This is a genomic window from Sphingobium sp. TCM1 (assembly GCF_001650725.1).
GTDB lineage: Bacteria > Pseudomonadota > Alphaproteobacteria > Sphingomonadales > Sphingomonadaceae > Sphingobium.
In genome coordinates, this window is record NZ_LXVX01000005.1 from 44,499 (window position 1) to 64,013 (window position 19,515).

25 protein-coding genes are annotated in these 19,515 nt (G+C 67.1%); 21 read left to right on the forward strand and 4 right to left on the reverse strand.

Translation table 11 applies throughout. The features are described from left to right. The 20 genes from A7Q26_RS04565 (at position 1) to queE (ending at position 16,093) form a co-directional block, all read left to right on the forward strand. Entirely contained in the window at positions 1 to 1,800 is a 1,800-nt protein-coding gene (locus tag A7Q26_RS04565; RefSeq protein WP_066857241.1) for a flagellar hook-length control protein FliK, read from the forward strand. A 28-nt stretch (positions 1,801 to 1,828) separates the two neighbouring features. Beyond that, a complete protein-coding gene (locus A7Q26_RS04570) occupies positions 1,829 to 2,449 on the forward strand; it encodes a flagellar basal body-associated FliL family protein (RefSeq protein ID WP_066857244.1) in 621 nt (206 codons plus the stop codon). A gap of 55 nt (positions 2,450 to 2,504) precedes the next feature. Continuing rightward, positions 2,505 to 3,389, forward strand: a complete 885-nt coding sequence (locus A7Q26_RS04575) for a flagellar motor switch protein FliM (RefSeq protein WP_066857247.1) — start codon at positions 2,505 to 2,507, stop codon at positions 3,387 to 3,389. Next, complete coding sequence (fliN, locus tag A7Q26_RS04580; RefSeq protein ID WP_066857250.1) at positions 3,386 to 3,721, forward strand: flagellar motor switch protein FliN; 336 nt, start codon at positions 3,386 to 3,388, stop codon at positions 3,719 to 3,721. The genes A7Q26_RS04575 and fliN overlap by 4 nt, the downstream gene beginning before the upstream one ends. 86 nt (positions 3,722 to 3,807) lie before the next feature. Continuing rightward, positions 3,808 to 4,071, forward strand: coding sequence for a FliO/MopB family protein (locus tag A7Q26_RS04585; protein WP_066857252.1), 264 nt, complete (start codon positions 3,808 to 3,810; stop codon positions 4,069 to 4,071). A gap of 85 nt (positions 4,072 to 4,156) precedes the next feature. Next, positions 4,157 to 4,933 (forward strand): flagellar type III secretion system pore protein FliP, encoded by a 777-nt coding sequence (gene fliP, locus A7Q26_RS04590; RefSeq protein ID WP_443018151.1) that lies wholly within the window; start codon positions 4,157 to 4,159, stop codon positions 4,931 to 4,933. Between the two features lie 36 nt (positions 4,934 to 4,969). After that, positions 4,970 to 5,242 carry a flagellar biosynthesis protein FliQ gene (gene fliQ / locus A7Q26_RS04595; protein ID WP_066857256.1) on the forward strand — a complete coding sequence of 91 codons (273 nt, stop codon included), beginning with the start codon at positions 4,970 to 4,972 and terminating at the stop codon, positions 5,240 to 5,242. A 10-nt stretch (positions 5,243 to 5,252) separates the two neighbouring features. Further along, complete coding sequence (gene fliR / locus A7Q26_RS04600) at positions 5,253 to 6,035, forward strand: flagellar biosynthetic protein FliR (RefSeq protein ID WP_066857259.1); 783 nt, start codon at positions 5,253 to 5,255, stop codon at positions 6,033 to 6,035. A gap of 1 nt (position 6,036) precedes the next feature. Continuing rightward, positions 6,037 to 7,173, forward strand: a complete 1,137-nt coding sequence (flhB, locus tag A7Q26_RS04605; protein WP_066857262.1) for a flagellar type III secretion system protein FlhB — start codon at positions 6,037 to 6,039, stop codon at positions 7,171 to 7,173. An 8-nt stretch (positions 7,174 to 7,181) separates the two neighbouring features. Continuing rightward, on the forward strand, positions 7,182 to 7,613 hold the full coding sequence (locus tag A7Q26_RS25825) for a hypothetical protein (RefSeq protein ID WP_232313685.1): 432 nt from the start codon (positions 7,182 to 7,184) through the stop codon (positions 7,611 to 7,613). Continuing rightward, positions 7,496 to 8,329: a glycosyltransferase 87 family protein gene (locus A7Q26_RS04610; protein ID WP_232313697.1), complete on the forward strand. Its 834-nt coding sequence runs from the start codon at positions 7,496 to 7,498 to the stop codon at positions 8,327 to 8,329. Before A7Q26_RS25825 ends, A7Q26_RS04610 begins: the two co-directional genes overlap by 118 nt. 56 nt (positions 8,330 to 8,385) lie before the next feature. Then, positions 8,386 to 8,835, forward strand: coding sequence for a hypothetical protein (locus A7Q26_RS04615; RefSeq protein WP_066857266.1), 450 nt, complete (start codon positions 8,386 to 8,388; stop codon positions 8,833 to 8,835). An 81-nt stretch (positions 8,836 to 8,916) separates the two neighbouring features. After that, entirely contained in the window at positions 8,917 to 10,332 is a 1,416-nt protein-coding gene (gene fliD / locus A7Q26_RS04620) for a flagellar filament capping protein FliD (protein ID WP_066857269.1), read from the forward strand. 17 nt (positions 10,333 to 10,349) lie between these two features. Then, positions 10,350 to 10,745 (forward strand): flagellar export chaperone FliS, encoded by a 396-nt coding sequence (locus A7Q26_RS04625; RefSeq protein ID WP_066857272.1) that lies wholly within the window; start codon positions 10,350 to 10,352, stop codon positions 10,743 to 10,745. A 161-nt stretch (positions 10,746 to 10,906) separates the two neighbouring features. Further along, on the forward strand, positions 10,907 to 12,103 hold the full coding sequence (locus A7Q26_RS04630; RefSeq protein WP_066857275.1) for an aspartate aminotransferase family protein: 1,197 nt from the start codon (positions 10,907 to 10,909) through the stop codon (positions 12,101 to 12,103). 102 nt (positions 12,104 to 12,205) lie between these two features. Continuing rightward, entirely contained in the window at positions 12,206 to 13,135 is a 930-nt protein-coding gene (argF, locus tag A7Q26_RS04635) for an ornithine carbamoyltransferase (RefSeq protein WP_066857283.1), read from the forward strand. Positions 13,136 to 13,262: 127 nt separating this feature from the next. Further along, on the forward strand, positions 13,263 to 14,135 hold the full coding sequence (gene hslO, locus A7Q26_RS04640) for an Hsp33 family molecular chaperone HslO (RefSeq protein ID WP_198162854.1): 873 nt from the start codon (positions 13,263 to 13,265) through the stop codon (positions 14,133 to 14,135). Between the two features lie 153 nt (positions 14,136 to 14,288). Beyond that, positions 14,289 to 14,693, forward strand: a complete 405-nt coding sequence (locus A7Q26_RS04645; protein ID WP_066857975.1) for a DUF3617 domain-containing protein — start codon at positions 14,289 to 14,291, stop codon at positions 14,691 to 14,693. 47 nt (positions 14,694 to 14,740) lie between these two features. After that, entirely contained in the window at positions 14,741 to 15,442 is a 702-nt protein-coding gene (queC, locus tag A7Q26_RS04650; RefSeq protein ID WP_066857290.1) for a 7-cyano-7-deazaguanine synthase QueC, read from the forward strand. Between the two features lie 3 nt (positions 15,443 to 15,445). Continuing rightward, a complete protein-coding gene (gene queE / locus A7Q26_RS04655; protein ID WP_066857293.1) occupies positions 15,446 to 16,093 on the forward strand; it encodes a 7-carboxy-7-deazaguanine synthase in 648 nt (215 codons plus the stop codon). A 95-nt stretch (positions 16,094 to 16,188) separates the two neighbouring features. On the opposite strand, the gene A7Q26_RS04660 is transcribed toward queE, so the two are convergent. From A7Q26_RS04660 to lipB, 3 genes are all read right to left on the reverse strand, one after another. Then, a complete protein-coding gene (locus A7Q26_RS04660) occupies positions 16,189 to 16,881 on the reverse strand; it encodes a hypothetical protein (RefSeq protein WP_066857296.1) in 693 nt (230 codons plus the stop codon). Positions 16,882 to 16,984: 103 nt separating this feature from the next. Further along, entirely contained in the window at positions 16,985 to 17,275 is a 291-nt protein-coding gene (locus A7Q26_RS04665) for a hypothetical protein (RefSeq protein ID WP_066857298.1), read from the reverse strand. Positions 17,276 to 17,338: 63 nt separating this feature from the next. Continuing rightward, a complete protein-coding gene (gene lipB, locus A7Q26_RS04670; protein ID WP_066857301.1) occupies positions 17,339 to 18,058 on the reverse strand; it encodes a lipoyl(octanoyl) transferase LipB in 720 nt (239 codons plus the stop codon). 81 nt (positions 18,059 to 18,139) lie between these two features. On the opposite strand from lipB, the gene A7Q26_RS04675 reads away from it, so the two are divergent. Further along, positions 18,140 to 18,934: a glycerophosphoryl diester phosphodiesterase membrane domain-containing protein gene (locus A7Q26_RS04675; RefSeq protein WP_066857304.1), complete on the forward strand. Its 795-nt coding sequence runs from the start codon at positions 18,140 to 18,142 to the stop codon at positions 18,932 to 18,934. On the opposite strand, the gene A7Q26_RS04680 is transcribed toward A7Q26_RS04675, so the two are convergent. After that, positions 18,916 to 19,515: a GNAT family N-acetyltransferase gene (locus A7Q26_RS04680; RefSeq protein WP_066857307.1), complete on the reverse strand. Its 600-nt coding sequence runs from the start codon at positions 19,513 to 19,515 to the stop codon at positions 18,916 to 18,918. The two genes, A7Q26_RS04675 and A7Q26_RS04680, sit on opposite strands and share 19 nt — an antisense overlap.

The window sequence follows — 19,515 nt, forward strand, 5'->3', positions numbered from 1 at the left end:
ATGACCATGCTGACCAGTCTCAAGGCCTTGCTCTTCCCGTCGGCGCTGTCGGCTGGTTCAGCATCGGGGGTGCAGCCCGTCGAGGGCGCGCCCGATTTCGCTGCGTTGATGGACGGGGTCAATGCCGCGCCTGCCGCGCAAGGCCCGCAAGCCCCGTCGCCCGCCCTGTTCGCCGCAGCGGATGGTGCGACACCGTCGCCGGAGCCGGAGCCGGATGCGGCTCTGGCGCTTGCCTCCCGTCCCGAAGCGATCTCCGCGCTGCCGCTGACCGGCGGGGCCGCGTCGATCGCGCCGCCGCTGCCGATAGCCGGGCCGGATGCGGAGCTGGATATAGGGGTTAATGCAGCAGAGGGTGCGCCCACTGGCGCGATCGCTGCTTCCGGGTCGGCTCCCGATGAGGGCTGTCCCGATCCTGAAGTAGCGACTGCGCTGCCCAGCGATTCGTCCGCCAAAGTCGTCGCACCGCGCGAGCCGGCCATGGTTGATGCCTCGGGCCGGATGGCTCAGGCGCCGGGCGTCCCGGCGAAGGCCGTGACTGCGGAACACATGGTCTCAGCCGGTGCGGACATGCCGGTCGATCATGACGATACCGAAACAGACGCGCCGCCGGTTGATGTCGAGGCCGCGAGCGACACGAAGGATGAGGATGTCCTGCCCGTCCCCGTTGCGTCGCCTGACATGCCCGCCCTGGTCGTGTCGATGGCGCCACCCGCGCCTGGTCCCGTGACGACGACGATCCCGATCACGCCGGAAACGCCCCCGGCGCCCGCTGGCGTTTCGGCGGCTGCATTCCCCGGTGCGGTGGGTGAGCCTGCCGTCCGCGTCATTGGACCGGCGCTTCAAGGCGATGGTGGGAAGGCCATGGTGAGCGCTGGCCCGTCCGCGCTTTCTCCACCGGCGGAAGAGGCCGTAGCGCCCGCCCGGCCGCTGCCCGCTGCCCCGGCCGCTCCCGTCGTTCCGGAAGCTCCCGCCGCTCCGGAAGCCCCCATCGCCGCCACAAGGCCGGTGAGGGGGGAAGCGGTATCGCTGTTGCAGCTGGTGCGCGATCATATGAAGGGTCGGGACCACGCGTCGACCCCGGCGGCATCGGCCGAGCCGATGGCAATCCCGGCGAGCGATCCCGCGCGGGATGTCGCCGCGCAGCAGCCTGCCTTGCCCGCAAATGACCGTCCGCTCCTGTCGTCCGGCGGCGCTCAACCGACCATCGCCACGCCCCAGCCTGTCCTCGGGCAGCCGACCGTCGATCTGTCCGCCTCGCTCGGCGCGCAGGTGGTGGACATGGGGGTGTCGGGCCAGTGGATCGACGGCCTAGCCCGCGACATTGCCGGCCTGTCGGCCAATGGCGCGCAGGGCCGTTTCCAGATCAACGCCCATCAGCTTGGCCCGATCCAGGTCGACATCCGCCAGGGCGAGGACGGCGTCGCCGTCAGTCTGATGGCGGCGACCGAGGCGGCGGAACAGGCGCTGCGGCAGGACAGCGACCGGCTGAAGCTGGACGCGGGCCTGTCGGCGGTGCGGATCAGCGAGGTGAAGGTGGAACGCGCGCCTCCGGTCGCCGAAGCCGCGCGATCCGATCAGGCCGGCAATCAGCCCGGATCTCAGCCGCAATCCCAGTCTCATCATGGCCAGAGCGCCGGCCAGTCTCAGTCTCAGTCCCAAGCCCAGTCGCAGATGCACGGTCGCGGGCAGCAGCGTGAAAATATCGCGCCCGGCCATAAAGGGGCGAGCGATCCGGTCGTTCTTAACCATGACCGGGCTGGCGATGACGCCGGCGACCTGCCGCGCGCGCGCTATGCGTGACCGGCGCGACTTTCCAGGGGACTGAAGCATGAGCGACGAGCCTAAGGCCAAGAAGAAGAAGGGCGGGGGCATGAAGATGATCCTGCTGCTGGTCGTGGGCATCGTCGTCGGCGGCGCGGGCGCGGCGGGCGGCCTCTATGCCGCGGGCTTCTTCGCCCCCAAGGCGGAAGGCCCGAAGGAAGATCCCAACAAGCCGGTGCTGGTGCTGGCGGGCGAAAATGCCGAGGACATCGCCAAGGCCCATGCCGTGCCCCATGGCGAGGGCGGCGCGGCGGCGCATGGCGCGCATGGCAAGGGTATCGACCTCCCCACCCCGGCCAATCCGGCGGCCTATCAGGCGACCTATTTCCAGTTGCAGACGCCCTTCACGTCGAACATGTCCGATACCGACGCCTTCGCCCAGATCTCGGTCGCGGTATCGACCTATTATGACATGCGCGTGGTCGAGGCGATCAAGACCCATGAGATGGCGATCCGCAGCCAGGTGCTGATGATGCTCGCGCAGCAGCCCGAGGAGATGCTGTCGACGCCGAAGGGCAAGCAGGCGCTCCAGGGTCGGATCAAGACGATCATCAACGATATTTTGAAGCAGAAGACCGGCTATGGCGGCGTCGATAACGTTTATTTTACCAATTTCGTTATTCAATAGGGTTGCCTGAAAAGGATCGGGATGTCCCCTGATCCGATGCGGGCAGGGGACCAAGATGACCGACGTTCAATCCTACGCCTTCGGGCGCGGGGAATCGCAGGCGCCCGTGATGCTGTCCGGGCTGGACCGGCTGGGCGACAAGCTCGGCCGGCGCATTCGCGCGCTGATCGAGCCGATCGCGGGGGTGCGCCCCAATGTCGAGGCGCAGGATGCCCGCGTGCTGGACTTCGCCCTCTGGTCCGCGCAGGTTCCCGCCTTCACCAGCATTTCGCTCTATCGGCTGCACCCGCTCAAGGGGCAGATGCTGCTGCGCCTCGATGCGACGATGATCTCGACGCTGGTGGACTGTTTCTACGGCGGGATCGGCAACCGGCCGCTGCCCGTGCGCGGGGAGTTCACGCCGACCGAGGACCGGCTGATCGCCCGCATCTCCGAAGCGCTCGTCGCGCGGCTGGTCGAGACCTGGGATGACGTGCTGCCGCTCGAACCTGGCCTCATCCTGCGCGAAACCGGAGTTGGCTATGCCGCCGCCGCCCAACCGGCCGACCAGATGGTGCTGCAACGCTTCCTGATCAGCCTGACGCGCGATCAGGAATGGCCGATCGACCTTCTCTTTCCCTTGTCCGCCCTGCGCGCCGTCGAACAGCTGACCGGCACCAACATTCCTGCCGATGAGGATCATGCCGATCCCGTCTGGCAGGCCCGCATCGCGCGTCGGATGCGCGACATTCGCCTGCCCGCCCGCACCGTGCTGGCGCGACCCAACCTTTCGATCGCCGACCTGATGCAGCTCAAGGCCGGCGACGTGATCCCCGTGACGATCGGCCGCTCGCTGCCGCTGATCGTCGGAAACCGCATCGTCGCCCATGGCACGATCGGTGAACAGGACGGCCGCGCCGCCTTCCAGATTGAAAAGATTGCACAGGAACCCGATCAATGAGCGACATGACCGAAGCGCCGCGGATGGAGCGCGGGGAAGACCCCGTGGGCCGGATGACCAGCAACCGCCAGTTCAAGCTGCTGGCCGACATTCCGGTACGCATGTCGGTGGAGGTCGGCTCCACCTCGCTGCGCCTCGCCGAAGTGATGGACCTGGCGGAAGGCAGCATCGTCGAACTGGACCGCCAGGCCGACGACCTGCTCGACATCATGGTCAATGGCGCGCTGATCGCCAAGGGCGAGGTGGTGACGGTCAACGGCCGCTATGGCATCCGCATCGTCGACATCGCCGCGACCGAGAACCGCCTCGCCGGGATCGAACGGCGCGGCTGATCGCAGGGCGTTGATTTTGCACTTGCCTTCGCCCGTGAAACTGCGGATCGCAGGCGTGCGTTAACCATAGTCGCGGGCGGGCCTTCATGTTCTGGTATTTCGTCAAATTGCTGATCCTGCTGCCGCTGGTCGGGGGCATGGCCTTCGGCGCGCTGTGGCTGTGGCGCAAATATCAGCCCGGCATGATGGCGGGGCAGGGGGATCGCTCCCTCAAACTGCTGGAGGCTTTGCCGATGGGCGCCTTCGGCAAGCTCGCCGTGGTCGAGTTCGAGGGCAAGAAGATCCTCCTCGCCGTCACCCGCGGCCGGATCGAGAAGATCGCGGAAGGCGACCCCTACCGTGGGCGCTAAGGCTGTTTCTCCCTTTCCCGTTATCCTCTCGAAGGCGGCAATCCGCTTCCCCGACTTGCGACCAGGACCGACGCTCGGGAGATGGATCCCCGCTCTTGCGGGCGTGACGGCCGTTATTGTCCTGGCGCTGCTCTTCTCCGTCCCCGCCTTCGCCCAGGCCGCGCCCGCCGCGCCGGTCGACAATGGCGGCGCGCTGAGCCGCGCCATGGGGCAGATTTCGGGCGACGGCCGCCCGCTGTCGCTTTCCCTGCAAATCCTGATCCTCATGAGCCTGCTGACGGTGCTGCCGTCGCTCGTGCTCATGATGACCAGCTTCACCCGCATCATCATCGTCCTGTCGCTGCTGCGCCAGGCGCTCGGCCTGCAACAGACCCCGCCCAACCAGGTGCTGGTCGGCCTTGCGCTCTTCCTGTCGCTGTTCGTGATGCGCCCGGCGATCGACACGATCAACGCCCAGGCCTTCGATCCCTATGGCAAGGGCCAGATCAGCATCGAGGAAGCGGTCGGCCGCTCCGGCAAGGTGCTGCACGGTTTCATGACCAGGCAGACCCGCGAAAGCGACCTCAAGCTGTTCGCCAACCTCGCCGAGGCGCCCGCCTTCCGCACGCCCGCCGACATCCCCTTCACGATCCTGCTGCCGGCCTTCGTCACCAGCGAACTCAAGACCGCCTTCCAGATCGGCTTCATGATCTTCCTGCCCTTCCTCATCATCGACCTGGTGGTCGCGTCCACCCTGATGGCGCTCGGCATGATGATGCTGTCGCCCACCATCATTTCCATGCCTTTCAAGCTGTTGCTGTTCGTGCTGGTGGACGGCTGGGCGCTGACCATGGGGTCATTGGCGGGGTCGTTCGCGACATGAGCCAGTTTCCTTCAACGGGTGTAATGGGTTAATCCCATGGAAAACGCCGATTTCTTCATGGGCCTTGCCCAGCAGGCGCTGTGGATCACGGCGCTGGCGGCCGCGCCCGTGCTGATCCCGGCGCTGATCGTGGGCCTTGTCATCGGCATGGTGCAGGCGGCGACCTCGATCAACGAACAGACGCTGAGCTTCATTCCCAAGATCATCGTGGTGGGCGGGATGCTCGCCCTGTTCGGCGGTTCCATCATGGTGCTGATCGCCGACTTCACCCGCGAAATCTTCGAGCGCATCCCGGACCTTCTGCAATGAGGCGGCGGCCATGATCGCGCCGGGCTTCGCGGGCGTGGAGACGCAGCTCTGGATCTGGCTCATCGCCATGATCCGGCCCGGCGCGGCCTTCATTGCCGCGCCCGTCTTCGGCGCGCCCGCAGTGCCGCTCCAGTTGCGCCTGATCCTCGCCCTCGCGCTCGGCCTCGCCGCGCTCAACAGCGTCTCCATCACCCTGCCGCAGGACGGCGTTGCCAGCTTCGAGGGCGTGATGCTGGTCATGGGCGAGATATTGGCGGGCCTCGCCATGGGGTTCGCCGTCCAGATCGGCTATGCCGCCGCCTTCGTCGCGGGGGAGACGATCGGCAACGCCATGGGCCTCAACTTCGCGGCGATGGTCGATCCCTCCTCGGGCCAGTCGACCCAGGTGCTGGGCCAGTTCCTCTCCATCCTCGCCACCTTCCTGCTGCTCGGCATGGACGGCCATCTGCTGCTCGCGAGCTTCGTGGTGCAAAGCTACACCGCCGTTCCGCCGGGCGCGGCGATGCTGTCGAACGACACCGTCTGGCGGCTCATCGAATTTGGCGGTTCGCTGATGGGCATGGGCGTCACCGTGGCCCTGCCGGTCGCCTTCGCGCTGGTGCTGGTGCAGATCGTCATGGGGATGCTGTCGCGCGCCGCGCCCTCGCTCAACCTGTTCGCGGTCGGGATGCCGGTCGCGATGATGGCCGGGCTGGTGCTTCTGGCGATCGCCGCGCCGATCATGGCCGAGGGCATGACCGCCGCGCTCAAGGCGGGCCTGGAAGAAGCGCGCTTCATCTCGGAGGGCCGCTGAGATGGCGGGCGGCGGCGAGGGCGGCGAAAAGACCGAAAAGCCGACACAGAAGAAATTGCAGGATGCCGCCAAGAAGGGCGACATCCTCCAGTCGCGCGAACTGGGCACCGCCCTGGTCGTCATGGCGGGCATCGGCTGCCTTGCCGTCATCGGACCCGCCCTGATCGAGGCGCTGCGCGACATGCTGGTGGAGGCGCTGCGCTTCCGGCGCGAGGATATCACTGACTTCTCCCCCGCCCAACGCGGGATGGACCTGCTCGCGGGCATTGCCCTGCCGGTCGCGGGTGTGATGCTGGCGACCTTCCTCGCCGCCATCGCGGCGCCCGCACTGCTGGGATCGCTCGGCTTCCGTCCCGGCGCCTTCGCGCCCAAGCCGGAAAAGCTCAATCCGCTGTCGGGCCTGAAGCGCATCTTCGGGATGCAGGGGCTGATCGAATTGCTGAAATCGATTGCCAAGGTCGGGTTGCTGGGCAGCATCGGCGTCTGGCTGATCTGGGACCGGCTGACCGAGATCACCGGACTCGGCAAGGCCGGCATCGCGCCCGCCATCGCCGATGTCGGCAACATCTTCATCTTCACCTGCCTGGTCATGGCGGGCGGCCTCTTTCTGATCGCGGGTATCGACGTTCCGGCGCAGATCATGCAGCGCGCCAAGCGCCTGGGCATGTCCAAGCAGGAGGTGAAGGACGAGCATAAGGAAAGCGAAGGCTCGCCCGAACTCAAGGGCCATATCCGTCGTCGCCAGTTCGAGGTGCTGAGCGGCTCCACCCGCAAGGCGGTGGCGGAGGCCAGCGTCATCATCACCAACCCGACCCATTTCGCGGTGGCGCTGCGCTACAAGCCGGGGCAGGACGCGGCCCCGGTTGTGGTGGCCAAGGGGTGCGACGCGATCGCCGCCGCCATCCGCGACCTCGCCGACACCAATGGCGTGACCGTGCTGCAATATCCCGATCTCGCGCGCGCCATCTACTTCACCTCGCGCGCCGGGCAGATCGTCAATGAAGGCCTCTACATGGCCGTCGCGACCGTACTCGCCTTCGTCTTCCGGGTCGAAAACCGCATGGCGAGCGAGATGGACCGGCCCTTCATCACCGTGCCCGAAGACCTGCGCTTCGACGCCGACGGGAAGAAGCTGTAAGCGCGGCGATGGCCGACCGGCTGCGCATCCTGTGGGTCGCGGCAGGCCTGCTGCTGCTGGTCTTCGTGCCCGCCTATCTTCTAACCCTGACGGCAGGGCAGGGCATTCCGCGCGATGGCACCTCGCTGGTGGTGGGTCGTGATTTCCTCAATATCTGGATGTACGGCCGCGCGGCCTGGGAAGCGCATCCGGAAGTCTACTACGACATGGACACCTATCGCGCAGCGCTGGGGCGGGTGGTGGGCGGCGGCTATCCGGGCCAGATCTGGTCCTATCCCCCGGTCGCGCTGCTGGCGCCGCGCCCTTCGGCCTGCTGCCCTACCTGCCCGCGCTCGCGCTCTGGACGCTGTGCGGAGCTGTCGCCTTCGCTGTCGCGTTACGGCTCTGGAGCGAGGAAAGGCGGCTCGTCCTGCTGCTGCTGGCCTCGCCGGCCGCGCTGATCGCCATCCTGTCCGGCCAGTTTGCGCTGTTCGCCGCCGCCATCCTGCTCGCGGTGCTGCGCTGGCGGGAGGAGCGGCCGGTCCTCGCCGGCGCGCTGGTCGGCCTGCTGCTGGTGAAACCGCAGCTCGCCCTGCTGCTGCCCATCCTCTTCCTCGCCAGCCGCAATTGGCGCGCCTTCGCCGCCGCCGCCGTCTCCAGCCTGGCGCTGGCCGCCCTCGTCGCCTTGCTCTGGGGGCCGGACATCTGGCGCATCTACGTCCAGACCGGCATCGCCAACCAGTCGCTGGTGCTGAGCGATCCCGATCATCTGGCCGGGCCGTTCATGCCGACCCTGTTCATGAACCTGCGCGTCGCCGGCGTGCCCGTCCCGGTGGCGAGCGCCTTCCAGGTGGCGCTGGCGCTGCTTGCGGCGCTGCTGGTCTGGCTGCGCTTCCGTCACCGGCCTGCCGCTGGCGATCTGTCGGCCAATCTGCTGTTCCTGGCCTGCGCGGTGTCGGCGACGCCCTATATGCTGTCCTACGACACGCTGGCCCTTGCCACCATGGCCGTTTTTCTGCTGGTCGCCGGGCAAGGGCGCATCCTTCCCATCCTGCTCTTCCTTTTGCCCTTGCTTCAACTGGTTGCGGGGATGGCCGGCCTGCCCGGACCCGCCCTTGTGCCGATCGTCGCGGCCCTTCTTTCCGGCTCAGGGAAAAAATTTCATCTGGTGAATTAAAGTTTAGCCGGGCCTGTCCGTACTCTGTTCACGGGGACGCATGAAAGTGGTGCGTCATGGACGACTATGTATCTCGTACTGAGTTGTCGCCGGTCGACCGGACGGTCGTCCGCGCGCCCTCGCCCGTGCCCGTCGTCCAGCCCGTGGAGGCCAGCCGATCCACGGACTCGGCGACGCAGGAGCGGCGGGCGCCCGTGGCCCAGACCTCCAGCGCCAGCCAGGAACTGGCCAGCGTCGCCGAATATGTCGAGGTTCATGCCCGCATCGCCGAGATACTGGCTGACCTGGACGCTGGAGCGACCGACGTGGACGCCGCCGCCGGCGCGATCCAGGCGATGATCCCCCGGCCGATCGTGCTGGTGCCGCTGCCGCCCGCCAGCAAGGAAGCGGTCGAACATGCCGCCGTCCTCGCCAAGCGGATCGTCGAGCGCGCCGCCTACGCCCATGTCGCGCAGGCGCATCCGACGCGCGCGACGGTCGAGCAGATCGCTGCATCCGGCAGCTGAGCCAGCCTGTTTTTCCGGGACGCAAATCTTTCCTAAAGCTCTGGTCGCTACCGCCGTTCTACCCTCTTGAAAGGACGGCCCATGACTTCGGTAGGCAGCAGCATCTTGACGGCGCTCGGCGCGGGATCGGGGATCGACACCTCCGCGCTCGTATCCAGCCTGGTCAGCGCGACGCGCGAGCCGAAGGAGTCGGCGATCACCAGCCGCCAGTCGCTCAACAGCTCGCGCATCTCCGCGCTCGCCTCGGCGATCAGCTCGCTCGATACCTTCGCCGACGCGCTGACCGAAGTCCTCTCCGGCACGGACTATACCGGCACGGCCTCCTCCAACGACAGCAGCATCGCGTCCGTCAGCCTGCTGAGCGGCGGCAGCCCGGCGGGCCTGCCCGCGCAGCTGACGGTGGAGCAGCTCGCCACGGCGCGGGTGCTGTCCTCCAGCGCGGTCAGCGGCGCGACCGGCAGCACGGCGATCGGCACCGGCAGCTTCACGATCACGACCGCGTCGGGCGGAACGACGACGATCACGATCGATTCGACCAACAACAGCTATGCCGGTCTCGCCTCGGCGATCAACGCGGCCAACAGCGGCGTCACCGCCCGTGTCGTCACCGACGCGTCGGGCACCCGCCTGGTGTTCAAGGGCGAAACCGGGGCCGACAATGATTTCAGCATCGGCGTCGCGGCCGACGACAGCGGCAGCGCGCTCGCCGGCCTGGGGTGGAGCGGCACCGACAGCGCCACCATGACCGGTTCGTCGGCGCCGCAGAACGCGAAGATCACGCTGGACGGCGTCGCATATGAATATGCCAGCAACACCGTCGACGGCGCCATCGACTATCTGCGGATCGATCTCAACAAGGCGTCGCCCGGCACGATCGTGACCCTGTCCATGTCGCAGCCGACGGCGGGCCTGTCCGATCTGCTCAAGGAATTCGTCGACGCCTACAACACGCTGATGTCCGCGCTCAACACCGCGACCGCGGCGGGTACCGATTCATCGAACGCCGGGGTGCTGAGCGGCGTGTCGGGCGTGCGCGACATGAAGCGGCAGCTGGCGGCGCTCACCTCGACCGAGCTGAATTCGACCGGGACCTACAAGACCCTGGCCGACATCGGCGTCACGACCAATCGCGACGGCACGCTGAGCCTCGACACCGACCGGCTGGCGAGCGCGCTGGAGAACGACCCCGAAGGCGTCACCAACATGGTCAATCCCAAGGTGTCGACCACGGCGAATCCCGGCCTGTCCGCGCTGATGGACACGGTGCGCGACAATATCGAGAAGGATGACGGGCCGCTCACCCTGGCGCAGGAACGCTATGAGGCGCTGTCGGACGAATTTACCGAGCAGCTCGAAAAGCTCGACACTCAGATGGCCGATTATGAGGACCATCTGACCACCATCTATGCGGCGATGGAAACGCGCCTCAGCGCGCTCAAGGCCACGCAAAGCTACCTCGAACAGCAGATCGAGGTCTGGAACAACAGCGACAGCTAATTCGGGACGACAAGACGATGTTCTACAATCAGGGTTATGCAGGCGGCGCGGCGGCACGGCGTTATGCGGCGGTCCATTCGGGGAGCCGGACCGAAGGCGCCACCCCGCACGGGCTGGTCAGGATCCTGTTCGACGAGCTGCTGCTGGCGATGGACGCGGCGGCGCTGGCCGAACGCAATGGCGACCGGATGAAGGTGTCGGACAAGCAGGCCCGCGCCATGTCGATCCTGTTCGCGCTCGAATCCAGCCTCGATTTCGACAAGGGCGGCGATGTTGCGGTCGGCCTGGCGCAGATCTACCGCGAAGCGCGCCGGTTGCTGCTGGTCGGCGCCAAGGAACGGTCGGCCGATCCGGTCGACCAGGCCCGCGCCATGGTCGCGGAAATCGCCGAAGCCTGGAACCAGATCGGCTAAGGCCAATCGCCCCTGGGTGGCCATGCTGCGGGGTTGCACCCCCCACATGGCGCCTGTATAGGCGGTGCTCGCAAAGGGCGGCCCGGCGGGGGCCGCCTTTTTGCGTTTCGCGCAAGTCCGCGCACCAGACGATGATACATCAGTCCAGAAAGGGAAGGCCCATGTCGATTACGCCGCTCATGCCCGTTTACCCCCGGTGCGATGTGCGTCCGGTGCGAGGCGAGGGCTGCTATCTGATCGGCGAGCGCGGCGAACGCTATCTCGACTTCGCCAGCGGCATCGCCGTCAACCTGCTCGGCCACGGCCATCCGAAACTGGTCAAGACCATCGCCGATCAGGCCGCGACGCTGATGCATGTGTCGAACCTGTACGGGATGCCGCTGGGCGAGAAGTTCGCGCAGAAACTGGTCGACAACACGTTCGCCGACACCGTCTTCTTCACCAATTCGGGCGCCGAAGCGGTCGAATGCGCGATCAAGACCGCGCGCCGCTATCATTATGCCAATGGTGAGGCGCACCGGCACAAGCTGATCAGTTTCGACAACGCCTTTCACGGGCGGACGCTGGGGACGATCTCGGCCACCAGCCAGCCCAAGATGCGCGACGGCTTCGAACCGCTGCTGCCCGGCTTTACCGTGGTGCCCTTCAACGATCTCGACGCCGCGCTGGCGGCGATCGACGACAATACTGCCGGTTTCTTGCTGGAACCGGTGCAGGGCGAGGGCGGCGTCACCCCGGCGACGCGCGAATTCCTGACTGGCCTGCGCAAGGCGTGCGACGAGCATGGCCTGCTGCTGGTGCTGGACGAAGTGCAGTGCGGCTATGCCCGCACCGGCACCTTCTTCGCGCACGAGCAATATGGCGTGAAGCCGGACATCATGGCGGTGGCCAAGGGCATCGGCGCGGGCTTCCCGCTGGGCGCCTGCCTCGCCACCGAGGACGCGGCCAAGGGCATGGTCTTCGGCACCCATGGCACCACCTATGGCGGCAATCCGCTGGCCATGGCGGTGGGCCTGACGGTGATCGAGGAAGTGCTGGCCGACGGGTTCCTGGACCATGTGAACGCCATGGGCGCGCGCCTGCGCGCCGCGCTGGAACAGCTCATCCCCAATCATGACGACATGTTCGAGGATGTGCGCGGCATGGGCCTGATGCTGGGCGTCAAGATGAAGGACGGCTATGACGCTCGCAGCTTCGTCGGCCATCTGCGCGACCATCATGGCCTGTTGACCGTGTCGGCCGGGCAGAATGTGCTGCGCATCCTGCCGCCCCTCGTCATCGAGGAAAGCCATATCGCCGAAGCCATCGAGAAGATTTCCGCCGGCGCGCGGAGCTTCGCGGAGGCCAAGGCGGCCTGACACCAACCCCCGTTCGCCCTGAGCCTGTCGAAGGGCCGCTCTTCTTCACGGGAAAGAGCGGACTTCGACAAGCTCAGCCCGAACGGTTGAGGGGGCAATGACATGACCAAGCATTTCCTGAATCTCTCCGACGCGGGCGGCAATGCCATCGCCGCGATGATCGCGGATGCCATCGATCGGAAGGCCGCGCGCGCGGGCAAGCCCAAGGGCACTGTGGACGCCGATGCGCCGCTCGCCGGGCACACGCTGGCGATGATCTTCGAGAAGAACAGCACTCGCACCCGCGTCAGCTTCGACATGGCGATCCGCCAGCTGGGCGGCACGTCGCTGATCCTGGACGGCGCGACCAGCCAGCTGGGCCGGGGCGAAACGATCGCCGACACCGCGCGCGTCTTGAGCCGCATGGCCGACGCGATCATGATCCGCACCGACGACCATGCGAAGATCGAGGAAATGGCGCATTATGCCAGCGTCCCGGTCGTCAATGGCCTGACTGACCTTTCGCATCCCTGCCAGATCGTTGCCGACCTGCTTACCGTGGTGGAGCATGGGCTGGCGCTGCCCGGCAGCCAGTGGGCCTGGCTGGGAGACGGCAATAACGTCCTCCATTCGATCGTGGAGGCCGCCGGCCTGATGAAGTTCGATGTTCGCATGGGCATTCCCGAAGGCTATGATCCCGATCCGGCCTTTGCGGAGGCGGCGCGCGCCGCCGGGTCGACCATCACCCTGACCCGCGATGCGGCCGAAGCGGTCGCCGGCGCGGACGTAGTCGTCACCGACACCTGGATCTCCATGGGCCAGTCCCACGCCGAGGAGAAACTGGCGGCGATGATGCCCTATCAGGTGACGCCCGCGTTGATGGCCGGGGCGAAGGCGGATGCCAAATTCCTCCACTGCCTGCCAGCCCATCGTGGCGAGGAAGTGGTGGCTGACGTGATCGACGGCCCGCAGTCGCTGATCTGGGACGAGGCGGAAAATCGCATCCACGCCCAGAAGTCGGTTCTGCTCTGGGCGCTCGGGCGGCTTGGTTGAGTTTTCGGGCGGGCTTCCTATCTAGGCGTCCTGTCCGCATCGCTGGATGCCTATTCACGCCGGCGCGCTGTTCGTGCCGGCCGACCGGAGCTGTATCGTGACTTCTGCCGCCTCCATCGACCAGGCCATGGGCTTCACCATTCCCGGCCGCCATGCGCGCGGTCGCCTGGTGCGGCTTGGCCCGGTTCTCGACGACGTGCTTGCCGCCCATGCCTATCCGCCGCCGATCGAGCGGGTGCTTGCCTCGGCGCTGGTGCTGGCGGCCCTGCTGGGCAGCACGCTCAAGCTGGCCGACGGTCAGCTCACGCTCCAGGCGCAGACCGAAAATGGCGTCGTCAGCCTGCTCGTTGCCGATTATAAGAATGGCGAACTGCGAGGTTATGCCAAGTTCGACGCCGACCGGTTGGCCGAACTGGGGCCGAATCCCTCTCTCTTCGGTCTGTTCGGCAAGGGCTATCTCGCCATCACCTTCGACCAGGCGGTGACCGGCGAGCGCTATCAGGGCATCGTCCCGCTGGAGGGCGAATCGCTCGCCCATGCGGCCGAACATTATTTCTTCCAGTCCGAACAGATCCCCAGCATCATCCGCATCGCCACCCGGCATGATGCGGGCGAAGGCTGCTTCGCGGCCGGCCTGATGCTTCAGCACCTGCCCGAGGGCGAGGTCGGCCGCGAGCGGCTGCATGTCCGCCACGACCATCCCGAATGGGAGCATGTGCAGGCGCTGGCGGTCACGCTGAAGGATGAGGAACTGACCGACGCGGATCTGCCGCTGCCCGACATCGTCTGGCGCCTCTTCCATGAAGAGGAGGAAGTGCGCGTTACCGAACCTGCGCCGCTGGCGAAGGGCTGTCGCTGCGACCTGGCGCATATCCGCAGCGTCATCGGCCGCTTTCCGCCGGAAGAACGGGCGGAAATGGCGGACGAGCGGGGCGTGATCGGCGTCGATTGCGCTTTCTGCTCGCGCATCTTCCCCCTCGCGGTCGACAGTTTCACCTGACGAACGCCGGCTGTCGTTACACTGACGATATTTGTAATTGAGGCAATGGCGCGGCTTCGCGCTATCAAAATGCCGCATTTGTGCGGGATGGATGATGGGATTGCGCGCGGCCTGGCCGTCGCGCACCCTTTTTGGCGGGATCGTACAGGGATCATGGGCAAGGCAGGACTGCGGGCGCTGGGCGTCGCGGCGGCATTGATGATGACGGGTTGGGCCGGCGCGGTGACCATGCCGCAGCTGCTGGCCCTGCGCGCACTGGAAACGGGCGAATGGGAACTGCGCGGCCGGGGCGAGGGCGCCGAAACGCGCAAGCTGTGCGTCGCCGACCTGCGCCAGCTGATGCAGCCGCAGCATCCCGGCCCGCTCTGCGTCAGCTTTGTCGTCAGCGACAGCGCCCATGCGGCCAGCGTGACCTATGACTGCGCGGGGGCGGGCAATGGCCGCACCGACCTGCGCGTGGAAACCTCGCGGCTGGTGCAGATCCGCACCCAGGGCGTGGCGGACGGAGCACCCTTCGCCTTCGCGATGGAAGGTCGGCGCATCGGCGCCTGCCATTGACCGCCTGATGCTTGCGCTGCGGCTGCCCGGGGGGTAGCGCGAAAACCATGGTTGCCAATCAAGGAAAATTCGCCGTCGTCCTGCTTTCGGGCGGACTGGATTCGATGGTCGCGGGCGGGCTGGCGCGCGAATCGGGCTATCATCTGCTTGCCCTGTCGATCGACTATAATCAGCGCCACCGTGTCGAACTCAATGCGGCGGCGCGCGTGGCCGAATCGCTCGGCGCGATGCGCCATATCGTCCTGCCGCTCGATCTCACCGCGTTCGGCGGATCGGCGCTGACCGCTGACATCGCCGTGCCCAAGGGCGGCGTGGGTGGCGACATTCCCGTCACCTATGTGCCCGCGCGCAACACCATCTTCCTGTCGCTGACACTGGGCCTGGCCGAAGTGGCCGGCGCCAGCGACATCTTCATCGGCGTCAACGCGCTCGATTATTCGGGCTATCCCGACTGCCGGCCGGAGTTCATCGACGCCTTCCAGAAGATGGCGACGCTGGCCACCAAGGCGGGGGTGGAGGGGCATCCGATCCGCATCAACACGCCGCTCCAATATATGAGCAAGGCCGACATCGCGCGCGAAGCCCACCGTCTCGGTCTCGATGCCGGGATCAGCTGGTCCTGCTATGATCCCACGCCCGACGGCAAGCATTGCGGCCTGTGCGACAGCTGCCGCCTGCGTTCAAAAGGGTTCGAGGAAGCGGGGCTGCCCGATCCCACCATCTATGCCGTGCAGCCGCCAAAGGCATAGCCGATGAGTTATGCGGTCAAGGAAATGTTCCTGACCCTGCAAGGGGAAGGGGTGCAGGCGGGGCGGCGCGCGGTATTCCTGCGCTTCGCCGGCTGCAACCTGTGGAGCGGGCGCGAGCAGGACCGTGGCCAAGCCATCTGCCGGTTCTGCGACACCGATTTCGTCGGCACCGACGGCCTTGGCGGCGGCAGGTTCGCCGATGCCGATGCGCTGGCCGACGCCGCGCTCGGCTTCTGGGGCGCGGGCGGCGCGGGCCGCTATATCGTGCTGACAGGCGGCGAGCCGATGTTGCAGGTGGACGATGCGCTGGTCGCTGCGCTTCATGCGCGCGGCTTCACCATCGCGATCGAGAGCAACGGCACCCTGCCGGTCCATCCCGGCATCGACTGGGTCTGCATCAGCCCCAAGGCCGGGAGCGAAGTGGTGCAGCGTTCGGGCAATGAACTCAAGCTGGTCTGGCCGCAGCCGGGCGGCGGGCACAGCCTGGCCGATGTCGACGCCATGGCGGAGTGGGCTTTCGACCATCATCTCCTCCAGCCGCTGGACGACGCCCATGCGCCCGACAATGCCCGCGCCGCAATCGCCCTGGTCATGGACCGCCCGCAATGGCGCCTGACCGTGCAGGCGCATAAATATCTGGGGCTGCGCTAGGCGGCGGGCTTCGGCAGGTTGGGCCCGAACGGGAGAGGGGGGCACGTCGCTGAACCCGCCCGCTTCGTCCGAGCCGTTGCGCGCGCCCGCGCGGGTCAGGGCTTCACGCCGGTCCGGTCGTTCCATGCCTGATGACAGAGGGGTTGCAGCACGCCCTTCTTCCAGCATTTCGGATCGAAGGACGGCAGGGCGACGACATAGTCATAGCCAGGCGTGCCGTAAAATTGCTCGCCCGCCAGCACCAGCGCCTTCTTGATCGAGGGCAGGCCGACGCGCCCGACCTCGTTCAGCGTGCCGCGGTCGGCGAAGATCGCCTGGCGACCGACGACGGCGGCCTCCTGGCAGAAGCCCTTTTGCGCCTGGACGGTCGAATAGCCCGAATAGATGCGGGTGTTATACATGTCCGCGGCGGACTGGCCGGCGCGGCCCTTGCCGACGGTGCGCTGGAAATAGCCGAGCAGGGTCGCTTGGGCGGCGTCCAGTTCCGCGTCATGATGGGCGATCATCGCATTATAGTTGCCCACCGTCAGCAGCGTCGGTTCGAACTGGCATTGCAGCGCCGCGACGTTGAGCGCGGCGCGCATGTTCCACGCCAGCCCGGCCTTGATCTCCGCCGGCGTCGCGCCCGGCAGGCCGAGCGCGGTGGCGGCGGTCGTATCGCTCAGCGGCGGCGCGCTCATGTCGGGCGGCGACCAGTAGAATTGCGCGGCGGCGGGCTGGGCGGCGACAGGCGCGATGGCGATCGCCAGGCTGAACAGCGCGCGGCGTGACGGCAAACGGACCTTCATCGACAAAACCTCTCAGGCAGGGCGCGTCGATCGACGCGTCCGTTATCATTCCCCGCGACGACTGTATCGCCGCTGAACCGTCCGGCCTTGCTAGCGGAGCTTCCTATTGATCGGCAAGCACTTCGTCGTCCTGGACCGGCGCCTTTTCGGCAGGTGCCGCCGGTGCGGCCGGCTTGGCGGGCTCGCTGCCGTTGGCGGACGCGTTGCCGCCGGGCAGGGCCAGGGCTGTACCTTCGCTCTGCACGCCATCCAGGTCGGTCATGGCGTCGGTGGCGGTACCGTCCACCACCTCCATGTCCTTCATCTGCACGCTGTTGCCGCCCTTGTCACCGCCCCCGCAGGCGGCAAGAGGCAGCAGCGCAGCGATGCAGATGGTCCGTGCAGTCAGGCGCATCCGGGTCTCCTTGAAAGCCTGTTCCAATGCCCGGCAGCCCCCCGCCAAGCGAAAGGCGCGACCCTAGCCGCCTGTCCCGCATTGCTCAACCCCCGCGCCGCAGCGCGCCAAGCGGCTGAGAAAGGCGGGAAAATGGGCCTTCAAAGCGGCGTCCAGCGCGGCCATCGACGCATTTCCGCCCAATGCGGCGATGCTGGTGACGGGATATTCGCTGATCCCGCACGGCACGATGCCGCCAAAATGGGACAGGTCGGGATCGACGTTGATCGAAAAGCCGTGGAGCGTCACCCAGCGCCGCACCCGGATGCCCAGCGCGCCGATCTTCGCCTCGCGGCCCTGGCGGTCGTCGGTCCAGATGCCGATCCGCCCGTCCGCCCGCCGCGCCGCGATGCCAAGGTCGCCCAGCGCCGCGATCATCCAGCCTTCCAGATGATGGACGAAGTTGCGGACATCCTTGCCCCGTTCCCGCAAATCGATGTTGAGATAGCCGATCCGCTGCCCCGGCCCATGATAGGTGTAGCGCCCGCCGCGCCCCGCATCATGCACGGGAAAGCGCGGGTCGAGCAGTTCGGCTGGGTTCGCGCTGGTCCCGGCGGTGTAGAGCGGGGGATGTTCCAGCAGCCAGACCCGTTCCTGCGCGCCCCCTTCGTAAATGGCCGCGGCGCGCGCCTCCATCTCGGCCAGCGCGGGCGGATAGTCGAGCGGCGCGGTCTCGACGCGCCATTCGAGTCGGGCGGGAAAGGGAAGGGGCGGGGGCGTGGCATCGGAAACGGGATCGGACATGGGGCGCTTCCTTGACTTGGGGCGGGCGAGCGATCAAGTCTCGCGCCATAATTTCCGGAAAACACAGGCAGGCACATAGATATGACGACGATGTCGATCGGCAAGGCGTGGGAAGAAGCGGTCGCCTTCGTCGCGCGGGAGGCGTCGCTGCTCTTTCCCGTGGCGCTGCTGTTCGTGGCGCTGCCGGGCCTCATCCTCCAGGAAATGACCCCGCCCGAACTGGCGGCCTGGTTCGCCGATCCGAAGGCGGACACGATCCCCGCCATGCCGCCCGGCTTTGCCGTGGCGATGCTGCTGACGGTCATCCTCATCTGGTTCGGGTCGCTCGCCCTGTTCGCGCTGGCGCTGCGCCCCGGGATCAGCGTGGGGGAAGCGCTGCGGCTGAGCTTCGCGCGCCTGCCGGTGCTGATCGGCACCGCGCTGGTGATCGCCGGCGCGCTGGTCGTGGCCGTGACCATGGCGATCCTCCTGGGCGTGGTCCTCTCGCTCGCCTCGAAGCCGCTCGGCGCCACGATGGGCCTGCTTCTCGGCTTTGGCGGCGCGATCCTGGTCTTTTTCGCCAGCGTCCGTTTCGTCCTGCTCAACCCGGTGGTGATCGACGGGCGGACCGGGGTGGTGGAATCGCTGCGCGCCGCATGGCAGCTGACGCGCGGCCATTTCTGGCGGTTGCTGGGGTTTCTGTTCCTGGTGATGATCCTGTCCGCGATCGCGAGCGCGGCGGCGCAGGCGGTGGTCGGCGTGCTGGGCGGGCTGGTGGCCGGACCGGAAGGCGCGCGTCTGGCCGGCAGCATCGCCGGGGCGCTCGTGTCGACGGTGATCCAGGTCTATATGTTGGTGATGCTCGCCCGCCTCTATCGTCAGGCGGTCGCCGCCTGATCCAGCAGCGGGACATGCGGCGCGGCGTCGCGCGGCAATATTCCCGCCAGCCGTGGATCGGCGAAGGTCTCGATCTCCCGCCCATAGGCCACGAACCCTGACCTCAGATAGAAGCCCAGCGCCGCCGGGCTGTCCAGCGTGCAGGTATGGACCCAGAACCGCTCCACCCCCTTGCGCCAGGCGAGCGACTTCGCCTGCGCCATCAGCCAGCGGCCCAGTCCCTTGCCGTTCAGTTCGGGCACCAGCCCGAAAAAGCTGAGTTCGCAATCGGGCAGCGAGCGGAAGTCCAATTCGAGCAGGCCCACTTCGGTGCCGCGCGGATCGGTGACGGCATAGACCTCCACCGCCGGGTCATGGAGGATCGCCACCAGCGCCGAATCGGCCATGACCAGCCGCGAAAACCACAGCCAGGGCGCGCCCACCCGGCGGAACAGCGCGCGATAGGCATCCAGTTCCGGCCGCTTCCACGGCACCAGCCGCAGCGGCGCTGGCGGGATCGGCGCGGGCCGGGGGCGATCACGCATCTCCAGATGGGTGACGATCGTCGCCACCATGCCCGGATCGACCGGCATCAGCGCCAT

Bases quoted from the DNA above. Each gene is read 5' to 3' on its own strand.
- hslO (WP_198162854.1), top strand. From the start codon at position 13,263: ATGGGCTTCACCATTCCCGGCCGCCATGCGCGCGGTCGCCTGGTGCGG.
- fliN (WP_066857250.1), top strand. From the start codon at position 3,386: ATGAGCGACATGACCGAAGCGCCGCGGATGGAGCGCGGGGAAGACCCC.
- A7Q26_RS04585 (WP_066857252.1), top strand. From the start codon at position 3,808: ATGTTCTGGTATTTCGTCAAATTGCTGATCCTGCTGCCGCTGGTCGGG.
- A7Q26_RS04625 (WP_066857272.1), top strand. From the start codon at position 10,350: ATGTTCTACAATCAGGGTTATGCAGGCGGCGCGGCGGCACGGCGTTAT.
- fliD (WP_066857269.1), top strand. From the start codon at position 8,917: ATGACTTCGGTAGGCAGCAGCATCTTGACGGCGCTCGGCGCGGGATCG.
- A7Q26_RS04645 (WP_066857975.1), top strand. From the start codon at position 14,289: ATGGGCAAGGCAGGACTGCGGGCGCTGGGCGTCGCGGCGGCATTGATG.
- fliR (WP_066857259.1), top strand. From the start codon at position 5,253: ATGATCGCGCCGGGCTTCGCGGGCGTGGAGACGCAGCTCTGGATCTGG.
- A7Q26_RS04630 (WP_066857275.1), top strand. From the start codon at position 10,907: ATGTCGATTACGCCGCTCATGCCCGTTTACCCCCGGTGCGATGTGCGT.
- queE (WP_066857293.1), top strand. From the start codon at position 15,446: ATGAGTTATGCGGTCAAGGAAATGTTCCTGACCCTGCAAGGGGAAGGG.
- argF (WP_066857283.1), top strand. From the start codon at position 12,206: ATGACCAAGCATTTCCTGAATCTCTCCGACGCGGGCGGCAATGCCATC.
- A7Q26_RS04675 (WP_066857304.1), top strand. From the start codon at position 18,140: ATGACGACGATGTCGATCGGCAAGGCGTGGGAAGAAGCGGTCGCCTTC.
- A7Q26_RS04615 (WP_066857266.1), top strand. From the start codon at position 8,386: ATGGACGACTATGTATCTCGTACTGAGTTGTCGCCGGTCGACCGGACG.
- A7Q26_RS04665 (WP_066857298.1), bottom strand. From the start codon at position 17,275: ATGCGCCTGACTGCACGGACCATCTGCATCGCTGCGCTGCTGCCTCTT.
- A7Q26_RS25825 (WP_232313685.1), top strand. From the start codon at position 7,182: ATGGCCGACCGGCTGCGCATCCTGTGGGTCGCGGCAGGCCTGCTGCTG.
- A7Q26_RS04575 (WP_066857247.1), top strand. From the start codon at position 2,505: ATGACCGACGTTCAATCCTACGCCTTCGGGCGCGGGGAATCGCAGGCG.
- lipB (WP_066857301.1), bottom strand. From the start codon at position 18,058: ATGTCCGATCCCGTTTCCGATGCCACGCCCCCGCCCCTTCCCTTTCCC.
- fliQ (WP_066857256.1), top strand. From the start codon at position 4,970: ATGGAAAACGCCGATTTCTTCATGGGCCTTGCCCAGCAGGCGCTGTGG.
- flhB (WP_066857262.1), top strand. From the start codon at position 6,037: ATGGCGGGCGGCGGCGAGGGCGGCGAAAAGACCGAAAAGCCGACACAG.
- queC (WP_066857290.1), top strand. From the start codon at position 14,741: ATGGTTGCCAATCAAGGAAAATTCGCCGTCGTCCTGCTTTCGGGCGGA.
- A7Q26_RS04660 (WP_066857296.1), bottom strand. From the start codon at position 16,881: ATGAAGGTCCGTTTGCCGTCACGCCGCGCGCTGTTCAGCCTGGCGATC.
- A7Q26_RS04570 (WP_066857244.1), top strand. From the start codon at position 1,829: ATGAGCGACGAGCCTAAGGCCAAGAAGAAGAAGGGCGGGGGCATGAAG.
- A7Q26_RS04680 (WP_066857307.1), bottom strand. From the start codon at position 19,515: ATGGCGCTGATGCCGGTCGATCCGGGCATGGTGGCGACGATCGTCACC.
- A7Q26_RS04565 (WP_066857241.1), top strand. From the start codon at position 1: ATGACCATGCTGACCAGTCTCAAGGCCTTGCTCTTCCCGTCGGCGCTG.